Source organism: Microbacterium sp. Z11_20 (assembly GCF_057197605.1).
The window spans coordinates 198,963-217,167 of sequence record NZ_JBXVOQ010000001.1 but is presented as its reverse complement, the minus strand read 5'-3'; the positions used below and the strand labels follow the sequence as shown (position 1 = coordinate 217,167).

The following is an 18,205-nucleotide window of genomic DNA, read 5'->3' as shown; positions in this document are numbered from 1 at the left end:
GCCCGACGCCTGATGCGTGAGCTCTGTTTATCCGCGGCCGATCCAACGGCAACCGGGAAAGTCTACCAGCGAACGGATGCGGCGGCGCGCCCGCCCTCGCCTCCCCCGATAGCCTGAACGGATGCGCCGGCATCCCGATTCCGTCCGCTCGCGCGTCCCGTGAGCGGGGACGAGGGATCCGCTCGTTCCCGCCGGCTTCGCCGCGAGCACCTCATCGACCTCCGGCCCCTGCGCACTCCCGCGTTCGCCCGCCTGTGGGCTGGCTCGGCGCTGGCGGGGCTGGGCGGTCAGCTCACCGTGGTGGCCGTCATGCTGCACGTCTACGAGCTGACCGGCGACACCTTCGCGGTGTCGATGATCGCGGTCGCCGGGCTCGCACCGATGATCGTGGCCGGCCTGTACGGCGGGATGCTGGCAGACGCGTTCGACCGCCGTCTCGTCGCCCTGCTGGCGGCCGCGGTGACCTTCGCCTCCACCGTGGTGCTCGCCGCGCTCGCGTGGACAGGCGGTGAGACGGTGGGGTGGCTGTATCTGCTGAGCGTCGTGAACTCCGCCGCCAACTCGGTCGTCATGGCCACCCGCGCCGCGATCGTCCCCCGGCTCATCACGCGCGACCTCCTGCCCGCCGCTGCGGCGCTCCAGGGCATCGCCACCGGCGCGATGACCATGGGCGGACCGGCCCTCGCCGGCATCCTGGTGGCGTTCACCGGGTACGCCTGGACGTACACCATCGATGTCATCCTCATGCTCGGGCTGTTCCTCGGGCTGTGGACGCTCCCCCGGATCGCTCCGGAGGGCGACGCCGTCGCGGCCGGGCTGCAGTCGCTGAAAGACGGATGGCGGTTTCTGCGTCGCGCCTCCAACATCCGCCTGCAGTTCCTCCTCGACATCGTGGCGATGACGTTCGGGCACCCTGTCGCGTTGTTCCCGGCGATCGGGGCCGTGCTGCTGGGGGGCGGGGCGGTCACCACCGGAGCGCTCACGTCCGCCGTCGCGGTCGGCGTCCTCCTCTCGAGTCTGTTCTCCGGTCGGATCGGCCAGGTGCAGCGCCAGGGGCTCGGGATCGAGCGGGCCATCCTCGTGTACGGCGTCGCCATGCTCGTGTTCGGGGTCATCCTCGCCGCCGCAGCGTCCGGTGCGTTCGCCCAGCCCGAGGTGAGCGACGGCTCCGCCAACGTCGCCCTGATCATCGCCGGGATGGGGGCGCTCGTCCTCGCGGGAGCCGCCGACAACATCAGCTCGATCTTCCGCTCCACGATGCTGCAGGCGGCCGTCCCCGACAACATCCGCGGACGCCTCCAAGGCGTGTTCATCGTCGTCGTCACCGGCGGCCCCCGTCTGGGAGCGCTGTACGCCGGCACCCTCGCGACGCTGACGACCCTGTGGTTCCCGCCGCTGCTCGGCGGCCTGGTCATCCTCGCCCTCGTCAGCGTCCTCGTCCGACTCAACCCCCGGTTCCGCCGGTACGACGCGGGGCATCCGGAACCCTGACCGCGCGCGAGCGCCGTATGCCGAAGGATTTCGGACGACGTATCCGCCACCGCGCGCCCGTGTCCACCGCCGGCACTATCGTCGGCGGGTGACCTCTCCCCGCCCCGTCCGTACGCCCACGCCGCTTGCCGTGGGCGTGCAATTCGTCCTCACCGGCATCGTCTGGGGGTCGAGCTTCCTGTTCATCGCCGTCGCCCTGACCGGTATGAACTTCGCCCAGGTCGCGTGGTGGCGGCTGGTCTTCGGTGCCGTCGCCCTGGTCGCGATCGTGCTCATCCGCCGGGAGCGCCTGCCTCGCACGCCGCTGATCTGGGCACACCTGGTCGTGGTGGCCGTGACGTTCTGCATCCTGCCCTACCTGCTCTTCGCGTGGGCCCAGCAGCACGTCACCTCCAGCCTCGCGAGCATCTTCAACGCGACGACGCCGATCATGACCGCGGTGCTCGCGTGGGCGGTGTTCCGGGTCGAGCGCCTGCGCGCCGGACAGCTCGTGGGCATCGCGGTGGGTGTGGCCGGCGTCGTCGTCATCATCGCCCCGGGCGCCACGTTCGAACTCGGCGACAGCCTCCTCGCGCAACTGGCGCTACTCGTCGCCACCGCCTGCTACGGCTTCAGCCTCGCGTACATGCGGCGCTTCCTCGGGAACACCGGCCTGTCCGGCATCGCCATCGTCACCGGGTACATCGGCATCGCCGCGGCCGTCATGCTCGTCCTGTCGCCGCTGGTCTTCCTCGAGCCGATGCGGTGGGACCCGTGGGTGCTGGCCAGCGTCGTCCTGCTGGGGTGCCTCGGCACCGGGCTGGCGTACATCTGGAACCAGGACATCCTGGCCGCGTGGGGGCCGACCCGATCGTCCACCGTCACCTACATCACACCGGTGGTGGGGGTGATCCTCGGCATCGCGGTCCTGGGCGAGACGCTCAGCTGGAACGAGCCGGCAGGTGCGGCGATCGTGCTGCTGGGGATCCTCCTCGTCCAGGAGCGGATCCGCCTCAGGCCCCGCACACCCGCGTGAACGACGAAGCGGCGGATGCCGGAGCATCCGCCGCTTCATTCGCGATCAGACCTGGAGCGTGCCCTCAAGCTCGAGTTCCATGGTGACCTCCTTGCCGACGAGCACCCCGCCGGTCTCCATCGCGGCGTTCCACGTCAACCCGAAGTCCTCGCGGTTGATGACGGCCTTCGCGCTGGCGCCCGCCTTGTAGGTACCCATCATGGGGTCCGTGCCGAAGCCGCCGAACTCGAACGAGAAGGTCACGGGCTTCGTGACGCCCCGGATGGTCAGGTCGCCGTCGACGAGGAAGTCACCGCCCTCGAGGCGCACACCCGTCGAGCGGAACTCCATCGTGGGATGGTTCTCGACGTCGAAGAAGTCGGCCGAGCGCAGGTGCTGGTCCCGGCCGGCCTCCTTCGTGTCGAGCGAGGCCACGTCCACCGACGCCTCGACGCGTGCGTCGAGCGGGTTCTCCGGCGCGATCAGGGTGGCACTCTTCATGCCGAAGGTGCCGCGGACCTTCGAGATCATCATGTGGCGAACGGTGAAAGTCACCTCGCTGTGCGCGGGGTCGAGCACCCAGGTGCCCGCCCGGTAGCCGGGGATGTCGGTCGTTACTGTCGTGTCGGTCATGTGTCTCCTCGTCGGATGCAAATGGATCAAGCCCCAGCCCCAACCTGCATTCATACGCATGTATTCCGGGCTCGGGAAAAGAAGAGCACCCAGGACCCCTGGGGTCCCGGGTGCTCGGCTCTGCGCCGTCAGCCGACGGCGAGGAGGTCGATGATGAAGATGAGGGTCTTCCCGCCGAGGAAGTGTCCTCCGGCCGGGCCATAGGCCAGGTGCGGCGGGATGATGAGCTCCCGGCGTCCGCCGACCTTCATGCCGGGGATGCCGTCCTGCCAGCCCTGGATGAGGCCGCGCAGCGGGAACTGGATGCTCTCCCCGCGCCCCCACGACGAGTCGAACTCCTCGCCGGAGTCGTACTCCACGCCGGCGTAGTGCACGGTCACGGTGTCGCCGGGCTTGGCCTCGGGTCCGTCACCGACGATGAGGTCACGGATGACGAGGTCGGAGGGAGCCGGCCCCTGGGGCGCGTCGAATTCGGGCTTGGTGCGATCGGTCATGCTCTCATCCAAGCATGCCTCGCCGGAGTGCGCGCGACCCCTCTTGACAGGCTCGGACGAGGCGGAGATCCTGAGTGCAGGCCAACTCAGCGCTCGGTAGACACGCAGGCATCGCCGCGGCACCGAGCGCTGAGTCTTGCTGCGACCTCTCCCGGCGCGGGAGGCTACGGGGCGAACAGCGCTCCTCGCGCCTCGGCCGTACGCCGCAGGAGCTGCCGCTCGGCATCGGCGGCGTTCGGGTCGCGCCCGGTGAGGGCGCGCTCGCGGGCGGCAGCGAGGGCCGTGGCATCCGCGATGAATGTGCGCATGAGCTCGCGCCGGTCCCCGCGCAGCGTCCGGGCCCAGTTCAGCCCCGCACGGCGGCCCGGCGCGGTCGCGAGCATGTCGACCTCCTGCGGCGTGAACCATCCCGCCGCAGCATACTCACCCAGCCGCGCGCGGGTGAGGCGGGCCTCCTCGCGGCGAAGGAGCACGATACCCAGCAGGAAGAGGACGAACAGGGGCACCTGGAGGGTGAAGTACAGGCCGAAGAAATCGGCGAGCACAGCCGACCCGTTCCACAGGGCGTGCAGTGCGATCGCGGCGATCAGCCCGACCGATCCGTAGCGGAGCGCACCCCCGACGCCCAACCCCCGTCGAGCCGCCAGCCCCAGGGCGAAACCGGTCATGGCGGTGAACATCACGTGCGCGAACGGTGAGAGCACGGCCCGCAGGAAGAACGTCACCGTCACGTCGCCGATCCCGCCCTCGAGGAGGCTCACGGCGAAGTACTGGATGTTCTCGGTGAAGGCGAAGCCCGCGCCCACAAGGGCTCCGTACACGATCCCGTCCACCGGCCCGTTGAACGCCCGGCGCGCGCTGACGTAGATGAGGAACACGCCGAGCCCCTTGGCGATCTCCTCGACGACGGGCGCCTGCACCACGGCGGAGAGCACGGGACTGCCGGAGCCGAACATCACCGCCAGGACCAGGTCGACGCCCAGGGCGATGGCGACGGACGCGATCGCGCCCCACGCGATCGCGAACACGACCAGGCCGCGCGGCTCGGGCTCCCAGCGGTCGACGATCCGCACCGCCAGCCACACCCCCACGAACGGGACGATCGCCAGCAGGATGCCGACCAGGGATGCTCCGGGGCCGAGGAAGCGCAGGAAGTACCACACGAGAACCAGCAGCAGGAGAGCGAGGACGCCGCCCACCCAGATGAGCGCGGCTCCGGTGCCGCGGCCCCGGCCGGGCGCACTCTGCGGGACCGGTGCGGCCGGGGCGGGCGGGATCAGCGCTCCGACGCCAGGGTGGGGTTGAGACAGCGGCGAGGGGTGCGACATGGGCCCAGCCTAGGGGCGCCGCGCTCCCCTCCCGCGACGGCACGGGCGGCACCGAATCGCCCGGTAGCGTGGAAGCATGCGTTTCGCCCATGTGGTCCCCCCGTCGTCGGGCTCGCCCCGCCTCGTGCTCGTCCGCGACGGTCGGACCGCCTTCGTCGACGAGTTCTTCCCCGGGGCCCCCTCGACACTCGACGACCTCGTCGCCGGTGGCGACGAGCTGCTCGCGCGGGTGCGGGACGCGCAGGACGAGGCGACGTGGGAGCCGCTGGCCGATCCGACCTTCGCCTCGGCGCTGCTGACCCCGCCGGTGATCCTCGCCATCGGCCTGAACTACGCGGCGCACTCGGGCGAGCTGGGACTGAAGACCGACGCGACCCCGACGGTCTTCGTCCTCTGGCCCAACTCGCTCACCGGTCACGACGCGACCACCTCCTGGCCCCGCACGCTCAGCCAGTCCGTCGACTACGAGGCCGAACTGGGCGTGATCATCGGCCGGCCCGCCAAGGACGTCAGCGTCGACGACGCGCTGGACCACGTGTGGGGCTACACGGTGGTGAACGACATCACCGCCCGCGACATCCAGTTCTCGGAGGCGCAGTGGTCGCGCTGCAAGTCCTTCGACGGGTTCACCCCGACCGGGCCGTTCGTGGTGACGGCGGACGAGATCCCCGACCCCCAGGACCTCCACATCTGGACGGTCGTGGACGGGCACCTCGTGCAGGACGCCTCGACGGGTCAGATGGTGCGGTCGGTGGCGCTGCTCATCTCCCACCTCTCCCGTTCCGTCACGCTGCTCCCCGGCACCCTCATCTCCACGGGAAGCCCCGGCGGGGCCGGCTATTCGCGTGACCCGCAGATCTTCCTGCGCGATCGCTCCACCGTCACCGTCGGTGTCGACGGGATCGGCGAACTCACGACGCACTGCCGCATCGTGGAGTGAGGTTCAGCCCTCGGGCGGTGCGACCACGTTCTCCGCGGCGTGGATGACGGTGATCGCCTCGGTGATCGCTTCCAGCCCGGACAGGCGCTTCGGGGAGAGCTGCTTGGTGACCTCGACGCGCGACATGAGGCCGGCTTCCACGACGAGATCGGCGACGCTCCGACCGGTGAGCAGGGCGGTCTTGGCCAGCGCCGCGGAGGCGGCGTAGCCGATGAACGGGGTCAGTGCGGTGACGACGCCCACCGACGCCCCGACCATGGCCCCCAGCCGCTCGCGGTTCACGGTGATGCCCTCGACGCAGTTGACCCGCAGCGTCCACATCGCCTGCTGCATCCACGTCATCGACTGGAAGATCGAATGCGCGATCACCGGCTCGAAGGCGTTCAACTGCAGCTGACCGCCCTCCGCGGCCATCGTCACCGTCAGATCAGCACCGGCCACGGCGAAGGCGACCTGGTTGACGACCTCCGGGATGACCGGATTCACCTTCCCCGGCATGATGCTCGAACCGGCCTGCCGCGGGGGGAGGTTGATCTCGCCGAATCCGGCCTGCGGGCCGCTGGAAAGGAGGCGAAGGTCGTTGCAGATCTTCGACATCTTGATGGCGTTGCGCTTGAGCGACGAGGAGAACGACATGAAGGCGCCGGTGTCGCTGGTCGATTCCACCAGATCGGTCGCCGTCTCCAGGTCCAGGCCGGTGTTCTCGCGCAGGTGGCGGAGCACGGAGCGGCCGTAGCCGGAATGCGTCGTGATCCCGGTTCCGATCGCCGTGGCACCCATGTTGATCTCCGACAACAGGTACGCGTTCTCGGTGAGCCGGTTGTAATCCTCGCCCAGCGTCGTGGCGAAGCCGTTGAACTCCTGGCCCAGGGTCATCGGCACGGCATCCTGCAGCTGCGTCCGGCCGACCTTCAGCACGTCGTGGAACTGCACCGCCTTGTCCAGGAACGCCTGCCGTAGGAGCGCCAGCTCGGCCAGGAGGCTCCGCAGCGTCAACGACAACCCGACTTTCACCGCGGTCGGGTACACGTCGTTGGTGGACTGGCTGCGGTTGGTGTGATCGATCGGCGACAGGAACCCGTAGTCGCCTTTCTCGCGGCCGGCGATCTCCAGCGCGACGTTGGTGATCACCTCGTTGGCGTTCATGTTCGTCGACGTGCCGGCACCGCCCTGGATGACGCCCACGACGAACTGCTCGTGGAACTCTCCGTCGATCACCCGCTGCGCGGCCGCGTCGATCAGCTCCGCCTTGTCGGCGTCGAGGACGCCGATCTCGCAGTTGGCGCGGGCCGAAGCCTGCTTCACCATCGCCAGCGCGCAGACCAGGTTCGGGTAGACCGAGATGGGACGTTTGGAGATCGGGAAGTTCTCCAGCGCCCGCGCCGTGTGGATGCCCCAATAGGCATCCGCGGGGATCTCCAGGGAACCGAGCGAATCGGTCTCGAGACGCGTACGCGTCGGTTCGTCCAGAGGCATGTGATGTCCTTGTGGGTCGTTCACGGCGGTCCGGGGTGCTTCGAGCGTACCGCCCAGCCCCGCGGTGCGCCCTGCCTGCCGCGTGTTGCCGCCCCGCTCCTCGGTCGCCCGGGTCAGGTCGTCGGGCGCTTGCGCGAGAACGCCTCGAGGCGCTGCTCGGCGGTCAGCTGCGCCATCTCCTCGACCCATGCCGCGGTGAAGTATCCCGACGGCTCGGCATCGACCACGGGGACCACCGCCGACGTGACGGTGTCGTCGTACACGTGGACGAGGTGGAAGGACTGCCCGGCATCCATGCCGTTGACCTCGACGGCCGGACGCGCGAGATCCATCGTGTAGCAGGTCGCGGCGGACACGCTCACGGGGACCCCCGCGAAGGTGCCGCTCGTGGAGTAGTGCAGGTGGCCGGCGAGGATGAGGCGCACGTCGCTCCCCGCGATCGCGGCGGCGAGTCCGTTCTGGTCGCGCAGCTCGAGGATGTCGAACAAGGGGATGTGCGTGGGAAGCGGGGGGTGGTGGAGGGCGAGGATCGTGCCGAGGGGGGCGGGCTCCGCGAGGACTTCCCGCAGCCACGCCAGCTGTGCGGCGTCGAGGTCTCCGTGATGCCACCCGGGAACCGTGCTGTCCAGCGCGACCAGGCGCAGGCCGCCGAGGTCCCAGATGCCCGTGACCGGCTCCTCCGTGGGTGCGAGCCCGAGAAGGTCTTGGCGCATCGCGGGCCGCTCATCGTGGTTTCCCGCGACCCAGATCACCGGCGCACCCAGGCGCGCGGCGACGGGGTCGACGGTCGCGCGCAGGGTGCGGTAGGCCTCGGGCTCGCCGAGGTCGGTGAGGTCGCCGGTGAACACGATCGCGTCGGGGCGGACGCCGAGCGCCTCGACGGACTCCAGGGTGCGCGTGAGGTTCGCGACCGTGTCGTAGCGACCGCCCAGCTGCCGGCCGCCGGCGAGCAGATGCGTGTCACTGACGTGCACGATCACCCGGCGGGCGGGGGGATGCTGACCGAATCGGACCGCTGCGACCATGGCTCCACCCTAGAGCGGGCCGCCGACCCTCAGCGTCCGAGGACGATGAGGAGGATGCCGCCCAGCACGGCGAGCCCGCACACGACGAAGCATCCGTATGCCGCGGCCAGCGCGATCCGCTTCTGGGCGGCGCTGAGCGGGCTCTTCCTCGCGGCCTTGGCCGCCGCCTTCGCCGCGCGGCGGCGCTGCTTCTCGGTGACGACGGCGATCGCGTCCGTGAACTCCGCCGGCGCCACGACGGGCACACGCCCGGCCCGTACCAGCATCCGCAGGCCCAGGGCGTAGAAGCTCACGACGATCAGTGCGCCCACGAGCGCCACGACGAACACCTGGACGAATGCGAGCCAGTCGATCGCGATCACGGGCGCGTCCCCTCGTCGGTGTCGGAGGAGTGGCGGGATGCGGCGGCGCTGTCCGCGTCGGCGAGCCGGCGCTGACGGCGGGTGGGCGGCGGGTTGCGCGTGACCTTCACCGCGCGGCCGGAGCCGGCCACTTCGCTCATCGCGTTGGCAGAGGTGACCTGATTGCGGCGGGAACGCCAGAACATGCCCAGCACCACGACGACGGCGAGAACCGCGTCCAGGGCGATTCCCCACGGTCCGAGCCACACGACCAGCAGGGCCGCGAGCGCCCCCACGCCGCCGGCTGCCGGCAGGGTGAGCAGCCACCCCACCATGATCCGGCCGACGGTGCGCCAGCGGACGACCGAACCGCGTCGCCCCAGTCCGGAGCCGATCACCGAGCCGGACGCCACCTGCGTGGTCGACAGGGCGAACCCGAGGGCGCTGGAGGCGAGGATCGTCGACGCGGTCGAGGTCTCCGCAGCGAAGCCCTGCGCAGGCTTGACGTCGGTGAGGCCCTTCCCGAGCGTGCGGATGATGCGCCATCCGCCCATGTACGTGCCCAGGGCGATCGTGACCGCGCACGCCACGACCACCCACAACTGCGGCTCGTGCCGATCGGCCGACTGCCACCCGACCGTGATCAGGGCGAGCGTGATGACGCCCATGGTCTTCTGCGCGTCGTTGGTGCCGTGCGCCAACGCCACGAGGCTGGAGGTGAAGATCTGCCCCCAGCGGAACCCGTCGCGCCCATCGGGCTTGGAGTCGTACCTGCGCGTGACGGCATAGGCGATCTTGGTCACCGTGAAGGCGATGATGCCGGCTGTCAGGGGGGCGATCACCGCCGGGAGGATGACCTTGGACATCACGACCCCGAAGTCGATGGCCATGGCACCCACCCCCACCAGCGTGGCGCCGATGAGTCCGCCGAACAGGGCGTGCGAGGAGCTGGAGGGAAGCCCCAGCAGCCACGTGAGCATGTTCCACGTGATGGCGCCGATCAGCCCGGCGAAGATGATCGCGGGGAAGATGGCGGCGGATATCTGGTCCTCCCGCACGATCCCGCCGGAGATGGTCCTGGCCACCTCGGTGGACAGGAACGCTCCGACGAGGTTCAGCACGGCCGCGAGTAGCACCGCGACCCGGGGCTTGAGGGCGCCCGTCGCGATGGGGGTGGCCATCGCGTTCGCGGTGTCGTGGAATCCGTTGGTGAAGTCGAAGAACAGCGCCAGCACAATGACCAGCACGATGACGAGAGTTGCGGTCTCCACCGTTCGCTTTCCGTGAGGGGATGGGTGGCCGCCGGGGCGGCCGTGTGACGAACGAACAGTTCACCGTCGAGTCGTGTCCCGTTCACCGGGCACCGCAGAATCCTGACACCCTCGCCTGCCCGGGTCAAACTTGCCTCCCCGGCTCCCTCCCGTCACACTCCACTAGCGTGGAAGCGTGACCGACACCGCAGCACCCCCGACCGCGCCGCAGGCGGACCGCAAGCCGGTGGCCCGCACCCACCACGGCGACACGTTCGACGACCCGTACGAGTGGCTGCGGGAGAAGGACGACCCCGCGGTGATCGCTCACCTCGAGGCCGAGAACGCCTTCACGGCGGCGCGCACCGCCGACCTGCAGAGCCTCCGCGAACGGATCTTCGCGGAGATCAAGGGCCGCACCCTCGAGACCGACCTGTCGGTGCCGACCCGTCGCGGGCACTGGTGGTATTACGGCCGCACCGCAGAGGGCAGCGAGTACGGCATCCAATGCCGGGCTCCGATCTCCGCACCCGATGACTGGACGCCGCCCGACCTCTCCCCCGGCGTCGCCGTCCCCGGCGAACAGATCCTGCTCGACGGCAACGTCGAGGCGGAGGGCCACGACTTCTTCTCGCTGGGGAGCTTCGAAGTCTCCGCCGACGGCGACCGGATGCTGTACGGCGTCGACGCGGCCGGAGACGAGAGGTACACGCTGCGGGTCCGCGACCTGACCACGGGCGACAACCTCTCCGACGAGATCCCGGGAACGTTCGCCGGTGCGAGCTTCTCCCCCGACGGCCGGTTCATCGTCTACACGACCATGGATGACGCGTGGCGGCCCGACACCGTCTGGGTGCACCAGATCGGCACCGCCGTGGCCGACGACGTGAAACTGTTCACGGAGCCGGACGAGCGCTACTGGGTGGGCGCCGGTTTCACGCGCAGCGACCGATACCTCGTGATCGAGGTCGGGTCCTCCATCACCAGCGAGGAGTGGCTCGTCGATGCCGAGGATCTGCGCGCCGAGCCGCGCGTGATCTGGCCTCGCCGCGAGGGCGTGGAGTATTCCGCATCCCATGCCATCGTCGACGGCGAGGACGTGCTGTACGTCCTGCACAACGACGGCGCGTTGGACTTCGAGCTGGTCCGCGTCGCCGCATCCGACCCCCAGGGTGAGCGCTCGGTGGTGCTCGCGCACGAGCCGGGACGGCGTCTGCTCGACATCGACACCTTCCGCGACTGGGGGGTGACCGCCTACCGCCGGGAGGGCATCGCCCGGGTGGCGCTCCTGGACTACGCCGACGGGTCGCTGGACGAACTCGAGTTCGGCGAGCCGCTGTACAGCGTGGGCACCGCGGGGAATCCCGAGTGGGCCCCGCCGCTGCTGCGTCTCGGGTACGGGTCGTTCGTGACGCCGGGCACTGTCTATGACTACGCGATCGCCACGGGTGAGCTGCTGCTGCGCAAGCGCCAGCCTGTGCTCGGCGGCTACGACCCCGACGACTACGCGCAGGCGCGCGTGTGGGCGACGGCGCAGGACGGCACCCAGGTGCCGATCTCGGTCGTGTGGAAGCGGTCGTTCGGCGAGGCGGGGGCGGCACCCCGCCCCGTGCACCTGTACGGCTACGGCTCGTACGAGCACTCGATCGACCCGGGATTCTCGGTGGCACGACTGTCGGAGCTGGACCGCGGCGTGATCTTCGCCGTGGCGCACGTGCGCGGCGGCGGGGAGCTCGGCCGCCAGTGGTACGAGGACGGCAAGCTGCAGTCCAAGCGCAATACGTTCACCGACTTCGTCGACTGCGCCCGCCACCTCATCGACGCCGGCTACACCACCGCGGACCGGATGGTCGCCGAGGGCGGGAGCGCGGGCGGCCTGCTGATGGGCGCCGTCGCCAACCTCGCTCCCGAGCTGTTCGCCGGAATCCTGGCCGACGTGCCGTTCGTGGACGCGCTGACGACGATCCTCGACCCGTCGCTGCCGCTCACGGTCATCGAATGGGACGAGTGGGGCGATCCCCTGCACGACCCCGACGTCTACGCGTACATGAAGTCGTACTCGCCGTACGAGAACGTCCGCGATGGGGTGCAGTATCCCCGCATCCTCGCCGTCACGTCCCTCAACGACACGCGGGTGCTCTACGTCGAGCCGGCCAAGTGGGTCGCGCGCCTCCGCGAGGTGGGAGCCGATGCGCTGCTGAAGTGCGAAATGGTCGCCGGCCACGGCGGAGTGAGCGGCCGGTACAACGCCTGGCGCGAGCGCGCCTTCGAGCTCGCGTGGCTCCTGGACGTGCTCGCCCTCGCCGACGACTGACCCCGCGCACCTCCCCGTCCCCCTCCGCCCTTTCCCTCTGCCCCTTCCCTCTGCCCCTGCGCCCCTCCCTCCGCCGCTCCGCCCCTGCGCCTCTCCGCCCCTCCGCCCCTCCGCCTCTCCGCCTCCATGGCGCGTGTCTCACTTTCCGCCGTGCGTGTCTCACTTTCCGCCGTCGGTGTCTCACCTTCTGCAAGGCGAGGGGGCAGACCTTGCGGATGGTGAGACATGGGCTGTCCTCCCCAAGTCGGGCGGGCGGTGGGGTTATCCCCCGGTAGCGCGTGGAGAGGTGGGGGCCAGACCTTGCGGATGGTGAGACATGAGGTGTCCTCCCCATGTGGGGCGGGCGGTGGGGTTATCCCCCGGTAGCGCGTGGAGGGGTGGAACGAAGCGCGTCGAGCGGAAGGCTGACGGGCGTGCCGAGACGCCGCGCCCTCCCCGAATCCCTTCCCCCGACCTTCAGCGTGCGGGAGGCGGTTCACCTCGGCGCTTCTCCGCACTCCCTACGTCGCGTCGACCTCCGCGCGCCCTACCCCGGCGTGCGAGCATCCGGCCCCCCGCCGGTGGAACTGGTCGGGCGGTGCGACGAGTATGCGCCGCGCCTGACCCGCGGCCAGTTCTTCAGCCACGAGACGGCGCTCGTTCTCCTCGGCCTACCGGCGCCGGGCTATCCGTACCGCCCCGCCGTGCACGTCGCGACACACCGACCTGCCTATCCGCCGCGCGTGGCGGGGGTGCGGGCGCACCGCCTGCAGGTGCGCGACGACGCCTGCCTCGTCGATGCACGGGGGTGGCCCGTGGAGCATCCGGTGCGGGCATGGCGGCAGACCGGCACTCTCTGGCGGCTGGATGACCTCATCGCAGCCGCGGACTTCCTCGTCTCCGGCGACCGGCCCCTGGCCACCGTCGGAGAGCTCCGGGAGGAGGTGGCCGCGATGGGTGATGTGCGCCGCGGCGTGCTGACCCGCGCGCTCGCCGAGGTGCGCGTGGGTCCGCGATCGCCGAGAGAAACCTCGCTCCGCCTCCTGCTGGTACGTGCCGGCCTTCCCGAACCCGAGATCAACTGGGTGCTCCGCGACGCGCATGGTCGAGCGGTGGCTGAGCTGGACCTTGCTTATCCGCGGTGGCGGGTGGGACCCGAGTACGACGGCAGAGTGCACGCGGAGGACGATCGACAGTTCGCCAGGGACGCCGACCGGTGGGCGGCGATCCGCCGCGAGGGCTGGGACCATGTCCGCATCCTCACACACCACATGCGGGGGGACGGACGCGGCGCCGTGACACTCGTGCGCGAGGCCCTGGAGCGGGCGGGATGGCGCGGCCCCCACTGACCCGCGTGGTCCTGCCGCCTCGCCCGTCCCCTCTCCCTGCCTCCTCATCCTGCCTCCTCATCCTGCCCTCTCCCGGTAGCCCCCCACCCACCCCACCGGCGCCCGCCCGTGTCTCAATTCCGGCAAATGCGACGCCTCCGGCTTGCAGAAGCTGAGACATGGATCGCTGAGGCTGAGACATGCAGGGACCAGGCACAGGACTGCAGAGGGCGCGATCGCGCAAGGCGGGCGGGATGGCGCGGCCCCCACTGACCCGCTGGCCTGCCTCCTCGCCCGTCCCCTCTCCCCGCCCACCCCACCGGCGCCCGCCCGTGTCTCAATTCCTGCAAATGCGACGCCTCTGGCTTGCAGAAGCTGAGACATGGATCGCTGAGGCTGAGACATGCAGCGACCGGGCACCGGACTGCAGGCAGGGTGGGCGCACGCACGGCGGGTTGGGCAGGCGCGACCGCGCACGGCAGGCGGGTCAGCCGAAGAGAGCGGCGGCTTCCTCGTAGCGGTAGTACGGAACGGAGTTGAGTTCGCCCAGAGCGTCGGCGAACGGCACGCGGACGATGTCGGTGCCGCGCATCGCGACCATCTGCCCCCAGTCCTCGTCCATGAGGGCATCAGCGGCGTGCAGGCCCAGGCGCGTGGCGAGCACACGGTCGAAGGCCGACGGCGAGCCGCCGCGCTGGATGTGGCCGAGCACCGTGGAGCGGGTCTCGATGCCCGTGATCCGCTCGATCTCCGGCGCAAGGATCTCGCTGATCCCGCCCAGGCGCGGGCGGTTGAACGCATCCAGGCCCTTGTCGCTGTACGCGTGGTCCATGCCCTTCAGCGTGAACCCCTCCGACACGACCACCAGCGGCGCGCGGCCGCGGTCGTGGGCGCGCGAGACCTGCGCGCAGATCTCCTCGATCGACATGGGGACCTCGGGGATGCAGATGACGTGAGCACCGGCGGCGATGCCCGCATGCAGGGCGATCCAGCCGACGTGGCGGCCCATGACCTCGGCGACCATGCAGCGCTGGTGCGAGTCGCCGGTGGTGCGCAGGCGGTCCATCGCGTCCGTGGCGATGTTCACGGCCGTGTCGAAACCGAACGAGTAGTCGGTGGCGCGGAGGTCGTTGTCGATCGTCTTGGGCACGCCCAGCACGTTGATGCCGTCCTTGGACAACCGGTCAGCCGCGGCGAGGGTGCCTTCGCCGCCGATCGCGACGACGCCGTCGATGCGGTGGCCGTACAGGGTCTTGGCGATATTCTCCGCTCCCCCGCGCGGTCCCTCATAGGGGTTGGTGCGGCTGGTGCCGAGGATGGTGCCGCCCACTTTGGACAGGCCCTTCACCTCATGGCGGGTCAGCGGGAAGAAGTCCGCGTCGACGACGCCGCGCCATCCATCGCGGATGCCGACGAATTCGATGTCGTACGTCGTCGTGCCCTTGAGCACCGCGCCGCGGATGACGGCGTTCAAGCCGGGGCAGTCCCCGCCGCTCGTCAGGATGCCGATCTTCATAGCTGTGGTCCTCGCTGTGTCGGATGAAGGGGCCGGCGACGCTGCCACCCCGACCCTAGCGCGGTGTCATGCAGACCTGCCATACGCCCCGGCGAGCGTCAGTCGCCCCCGAGAGCCTGCCGCAGCAGGTGGGTGAGGGCGCTGAGCTGCACCGAGTCGCTCGAGGTCGCGTCCATCGCCACGCCGTCGAGCGCCCGCAGCGCGAGCCCCTGCTTGGAGTCGATGAGCTCGGCGATCTTCGTGTCGATCGTGTGCGCGGCGATGATCCGCCATGCGGTGACCGGCTCGTCCTGGCCGATGCGGTGCACGCGGTCGATGGCCTGCGTCTGCTCGGCGGCGGTCCAGCTGAGCTCGGCGAGCACGACGTTGGAGGCGGCCTGCATGTTCACGCCGACGCCGGCCGCGGTGAGGGAGCACACTGCGATCCCCACGCCGGGGTCGTTGTTGAACGCGTCGATGGCGGCCTGACGCGCGGGCGTGGACTGGTCGCCGCGGAGGGAGACCGTGCGCACCCCGGATGCGGCGAAGTGGGCTTCCGCAGCATCCATGACGTCGATGTGCTTGGCGAAGAACACCACCTTGCCCACCGAGCGCTGCAGCTGCACGGTGTAGTCGGCGGCCAGGTGCGCCTTGGCCTTGCCGATGCGGCGGACCATCGTGAACACGTTCTCCGACCCCGACCCTGCGGCCTTGGACTCGTCGAGCTCGTTCTGCGCGACCAGGCGCACGATGTCGTGATCGATCTCGCCCGCAGGCAGACCCCTGTCTCCGCGGGCGACGACGATACGGCGGTACTTGGCCGCGAGCCGGTCGGCGAGCTCGCGCTCGGCGCGTCGGATCGAGCGACCCTCCTCGTCGTCGAGCTCGACGGGCAGGTCGGCGACGAGCTTGTCGGGCAGGTCGGCGGCGACGTCCTTCTTCTTGCGGCGCACGATGCCCATCGAGATGACCGCGTCGCGAGCCTGCGGATAGAACGCCTTGTCAGCGGGGGTGAGCCCCGTCGAGTCGAGCTTCTCCATCAGGTCCGGTCCGGGCTTCTCCCCGTTCGTCCAGCCGAGGAAGCGCCAGATCGCGTCGAAGTCCTCGACATCGTTGATGAGCGGTGTTCCCGTCAGCGCAAGCAGGAGCGGGTCACGCACCTGCTCGCGGATGCGGGTCGCCAGAGCCAGCACGTTCTGCGAGCGCTGCGATGTGAGGTTCTTGATGAAGTGCGCCTCGTCGACGACCATGCCCTTCAGGCCGATCGAGCTGAGCCACGACAGGTGCCGGTCGAGGATCTCGTAGTTGACGATGAACACGTCCGCGAAGGCGTCCATGTCCTCGCCGTCGCCCGTGATCACCGTGGCGCGGCGCTGCGGGGTCCATCGGTGCACCTCGCGCGCCCAGTTCATCTTCACCACGTTCGGAACGACCGCCAGCAGCGGGTAGGCGTCGGCGACGGATGCCGCCAGCACCGACTCGGCCGTCTTGCCGAGGCCCGGCTCGTCGGCCAGGAGGAACGTCCGGTGTCCCTCGCGGACGGCTTCGAGGAACCGCGACTGGTGCGGCATGACGTCCAGGCCCTTGGGCGAGAGGCGGTCGTACTCGGGAACCTCGGGAAGGTCCATGGATGCGGCCGAACCGCCGGCGCCCGTCTCGAACGCCTTGTAGAGGGGTCCCATGAGTTCCCAGCCGTCCAAGCGGCGCCGGGGCGTCGTCTGCGCGGGCCGCGCCGTCAGATCGGGCGCGAGGAACGGATGGGCCATCTTGCGCGCTTCGACCGCCGCGGGGAAGACCTGGCGTTCGGCCAGCGCGGCCGGGACGACCTGGGCCGTGGGGGGTGCCACGTCGGTGATGATGAGCTCATCGGGGGGCAGCTCTGCTCCCGACTCCAGGAGCCAGTCACGACGCATCCGCCGGGCGACAGGCGAGGCCGCCTGGTCGCCCTCGAGCAGCTGGATGAGCGACGTGTCGCGCGCAGCCGTCTTGGCGAGGATCGTGGCGACGCCGTCGAGGCGCTTCAGCAGCTCGGCGCGGGTCGCATCGGTCAGCTCGGTATCAGCCTTCACCCGTGCGCGCTCCTCGCGGACGAGGAAGGCGATCACCTGGAATTTCACCCGGTTGGTGGGGCCGAGCTTGCCGCGCTGAGCCTTCGCCTCGACCTCGCGCACCTTGCGCGCGAGGATCGGGATGAGAGGGGCCTCGTCGTCGCGGCGGGCGGACGAGGACTTCCTGCGCTTCTGGCCAGAGCCGGAAGCGGCGGTCGCCGTGGTCGGCATGCTCCTCCTGAGCGTGTCATCCGGTTCTCGACGTCATCGACGGCTGATCCGGTGGGTCTGCGGTCCCGGGGGGCGGCGCGAGCCGTGACTCCCGCGGGGCGGTGCCCCCACCCGGTCGCAGGCGCCCGCTTCAGCGGGCTGCGTCGTCGGGCCGTGAGGCTCCGCCATCTAGTCTAGCGCTTCGAGCGCATGCTCAGCGTCCGAGTGCGGCCAGGACGTCTTCGGTGTAACCCTCGGGGTCGAGGTTGAGCCATCCCGTGGCGACCCACAGGTCCCCTCTCAGCGCGTGCGTCTCGCCCCGAACGTACTCGGCGTCGTCCAAGGTCAGGCCTCGCTGCTCGATGCGGCAGACCATGGCTCCGTCGTCATCCTCGCACCCGAATCCGGCTGCGTTGAGCGCATCGGAGACGGTTGCGGATTGGTCGGAGTCCACCAGCGACACGGTGGTGGCAAGCCCCACCTCGCCGGGCGCTCCCCACGTGCAGCGGAGATTCGGCACGATTTCGAGAAGCTCCAGGAGGGTGGCGTTCTGCGTGGAGAACATCGTGACGCCCGGGTCGTTGAGGGGTAGACCTTCGCCCTCCAGCGTGGCTCGCATCTCGGCGGAGTAGATCTCCGCACAGTCGGCGGGCAAGGTGGCCGCCGCCTCGCTCGGGGTCGCCGACGGGGCAGGCGAAGCGGGCGAGGCCGAAGACGAGGCCGTCGACCCGCTGGGCGCAGGCGAAGAATCCGGCTCGGGCACGCAACCGCTGAGCAGCACGGCGAGCGCCGCCGTGGCGAGCGCCGCGGACAGGGCGGAGCGGGTCGTGGTCATGGGCGTACCTCCGGGGTTCGCCTC

General features: G+C 70.1%; 15 protein-coding genes. 5 read left to right on the top strand and 10 right to left on the bottom strand.

Features of this window, described 5'->3' with window-relative positions; genetic code table 11:
• The first annotated feature begins 159 nt into the window (after positions 1–159).
• Positions 160–1,491 (top strand): MFS transporter, encoded by a 1,332-nt coding sequence (locus tag AC2DFQ_RS00985; RefSeq protein WP_484532665.1) that lies wholly within the window; start codon positions 160–162, stop codon positions 1,489–1,491.
• An 88-nt stretch (positions 1,492–1,579) separates the two neighbouring features.
• The gene (locus AC2DFQ_RS00980; RefSeq protein WP_484532664.1) at positions 1,580–2,506 is read left to right on the top strand and encodes a DMT family transporter; all 927 of its coding nucleotides are present in this window, start codon (positions 1,580–1,582) and stop codon (positions 2,504–2,506) included.
• Between the two features lie 45 nt (positions 2,507–2,551).
• On the opposite strand, the gene AC2DFQ_RS00975 is transcribed toward AC2DFQ_RS00980, so the two are convergent.
• The 3 genes from AC2DFQ_RS00975 to AC2DFQ_RS00965 form a co-directional block, all read right to left on the bottom strand.
• Entirely contained in the window at positions 2,552–3,118 is a 567-nt protein-coding gene (locus AC2DFQ_RS00975) for a YceI family protein (RefSeq protein WP_484509697.1), read from the bottom strand.
• A 128-nt stretch (positions 3,119–3,246) separates the two neighbouring features.
• Entirely contained in the window at positions 3,247–3,612 is a 366-nt protein-coding gene (locus tag AC2DFQ_RS00970; protein WP_484532663.1) for an FKBP-type peptidyl-prolyl cis-trans isomerase, read from the bottom strand.
• A gap of 164 nt (positions 3,613–3,776) precedes the next feature.
• Complete coding sequence (locus AC2DFQ_RS00965; RefSeq protein WP_484509699.1) at positions 3,777–4,940, bottom strand: PrsW family intramembrane metalloprotease; 1,164 nt, start codon at positions 4,938–4,940, stop codon at positions 3,777–3,779.
• 76 nt (positions 4,941–5,016) lie between these two features.
• On the opposite strand from AC2DFQ_RS00965, the gene AC2DFQ_RS00960 reads away from it, so the two are divergent.
• A complete protein-coding gene (locus AC2DFQ_RS00960; protein ID WP_484509700.1) occupies positions 5,017–5,880 on the top strand; it encodes a fumarylacetoacetate hydrolase family protein in 864 nt (287 codons plus the stop codon).
• Between the two features lie 3 nt (positions 5,881–5,883).
• Here AC2DFQ_RS00960 and AC2DFQ_RS00955 read toward each other — a convergent pair whose 3' ends face one another.
• The 4 genes from AC2DFQ_RS00955 to AC2DFQ_RS00940 all read right to left on the bottom strand — a co-directional run bounded on the left by AC2DFQ_RS00955 (position 5,884) and on the right by AC2DFQ_RS00940 (position 9,993).
• A complete protein-coding gene (locus tag AC2DFQ_RS00955; RefSeq protein WP_484509701.1) occupies positions 5,884–7,356 on the bottom strand; it encodes an aspartate ammonia-lyase in 1,473 nt (490 codons plus the stop codon).
• A 113-nt stretch (positions 7,357–7,469) separates the two neighbouring features.
• Positions 7,470–8,381 (bottom strand): phosphodiesterase, encoded by a 912-nt coding sequence (locus tag AC2DFQ_RS00950; RefSeq protein WP_484532662.1) that lies wholly within the window; start codon positions 8,379–8,381, stop codon positions 7,470–7,472.
• 29 nt (positions 8,382–8,410) lie between these two features.
• Positions 8,411–8,743 (bottom strand): peptidase, encoded by a 333-nt coding sequence (locus tag AC2DFQ_RS00945; RefSeq protein ID WP_484532661.1) that lies wholly within the window; start codon positions 8,741–8,743, stop codon positions 8,411–8,413.
• Complete coding sequence (locus AC2DFQ_RS00940; RefSeq protein ID WP_484532660.1) at positions 8,740–9,993, bottom strand: anion permease; 1,254 nt, start codon at positions 9,991–9,993, stop codon at positions 8,740–8,742. The genes AC2DFQ_RS00945 and AC2DFQ_RS00940 overlap by 4 nt, the downstream gene beginning before the upstream one ends.
• Positions 9,994–10,168: 175 nt before the next feature.
• Here AC2DFQ_RS00940 and AC2DFQ_RS00935 point away from each other — a divergent pair, with 175 nt between their 5' ends.
• Positions 10,169–12,286: a S9 family peptidase gene (locus tag AC2DFQ_RS00935; protein ID WP_484532659.1), complete on the top strand. Its 2,118-nt coding sequence runs from the start codon at positions 10,169–10,171 to the stop codon at positions 12,284–12,286.
• A gap of 413 nt (positions 12,287–12,699) precedes the next feature.
• The gene (locus AC2DFQ_RS00930; protein WP_484532658.1) at positions 12,700–13,614 is read left to right on the top strand and encodes a hypothetical protein; all 915 of its coding nucleotides are present in this window, start codon (positions 12,700–12,702) and stop codon (positions 13,612–13,614) included.
• Between the two features lie 466 nt (positions 13,615–14,080).
• Here AC2DFQ_RS00930 and AC2DFQ_RS00925 read toward each other — a convergent pair whose 3' ends face one another.
• The 3 genes from AC2DFQ_RS00925 to AC2DFQ_RS00915 all read right to left on the bottom strand — a co-directional run bounded on the left by AC2DFQ_RS00925 (position 14,081) and on the right by AC2DFQ_RS00915 (position 18,181).
• Positions 14,081–15,109 (bottom strand): 6-phosphofructokinase, encoded by a 1,029-nt coding sequence (locus AC2DFQ_RS00925; protein ID WP_484509708.1) that lies wholly within the window; start codon positions 15,107–15,109, stop codon positions 14,081–14,083.
• A gap of 98 nt (positions 15,110–15,207) precedes the next feature.
• Positions 15,208–17,367 (bottom strand): DEAD/DEAH box helicase, encoded by a 2,160-nt coding sequence (locus AC2DFQ_RS00920; protein WP_484532657.1) that lies wholly within the window; start codon positions 17,365–17,367, stop codon positions 15,208–15,210.
• Positions 17,368–17,560: 193 nt separating this feature from the next.
• Positions 17,561–18,181 carry a hypothetical protein gene (locus AC2DFQ_RS00915; RefSeq protein WP_484532656.1) on the bottom strand — a complete coding sequence of 207 codons (621 nt, stop codon included), beginning with the start codon at positions 18,179–18,181 and terminating at the stop codon, positions 17,561–17,563.
• Positions 18,182–18,205 lie beyond the last annotated feature (24 nt).

Excerpts from the sequence above, each read along its gene's own strand:
- AC2DFQ_RS00955 (WP_484509701.1), bottom strand. The coding sequence starts at position 7,356 with ATGCCTCTGGACGAACCGACGCGTACGCGTCTCGAGACCGATTCGCTC.
- AC2DFQ_RS00920 (WP_484532657.1), bottom strand. The coding sequence starts at position 17,367 with ATGCCGACCACGGCGACCGCCGCTTCCGGCTCTGGCCAGAAGCGCAGG.
- AC2DFQ_RS00925 (WP_484509708.1), bottom strand. The coding sequence starts at position 15,109 with ATGAAGATCGGCATCCTGACGAGCGGCGGGGACTGCCCCGGCTTGAAC.
- AC2DFQ_RS00970 (WP_484532663.1), bottom strand. The coding sequence starts at position 3,612 with ATGACCGATCGCACCAAGCCCGAATTCGACGCGCCCCAGGGGCCGGCT.
- AC2DFQ_RS00915 (WP_484532656.1), bottom strand. The coding sequence starts at position 18,181 with ATGACCACGACCCGCTCCGCCCTGTCCGCGGCGCTCGCCACGGCGGCG.
- AC2DFQ_RS00975 (WP_484509697.1), bottom strand. The coding sequence starts at position 3,118 with ATGACCGACACGACAGTAACGACCGACATCCCCGGCTACCGGGCGGGC.
- AC2DFQ_RS00965 (WP_484509699.1), bottom strand. The coding sequence starts at position 4,940 with ATGTCGCACCCCTCGCCGCTGTCTCAACCCCACCCTGGCGTCGGAGCG.
- AC2DFQ_RS00950 (WP_484532662.1), bottom strand. The coding sequence starts at position 8,381 with ATGGTCGCAGCGGTCCGATTCGGTCAGCATCCCCCCGCCCGCCGGGTG.
- AC2DFQ_RS00960 (WP_484509700.1), top strand. The coding sequence starts at position 5,017 with ATGCGTTTCGCCCATGTGGTCCCCCCGTCGTCGGGCTCGCCCCGCCTC.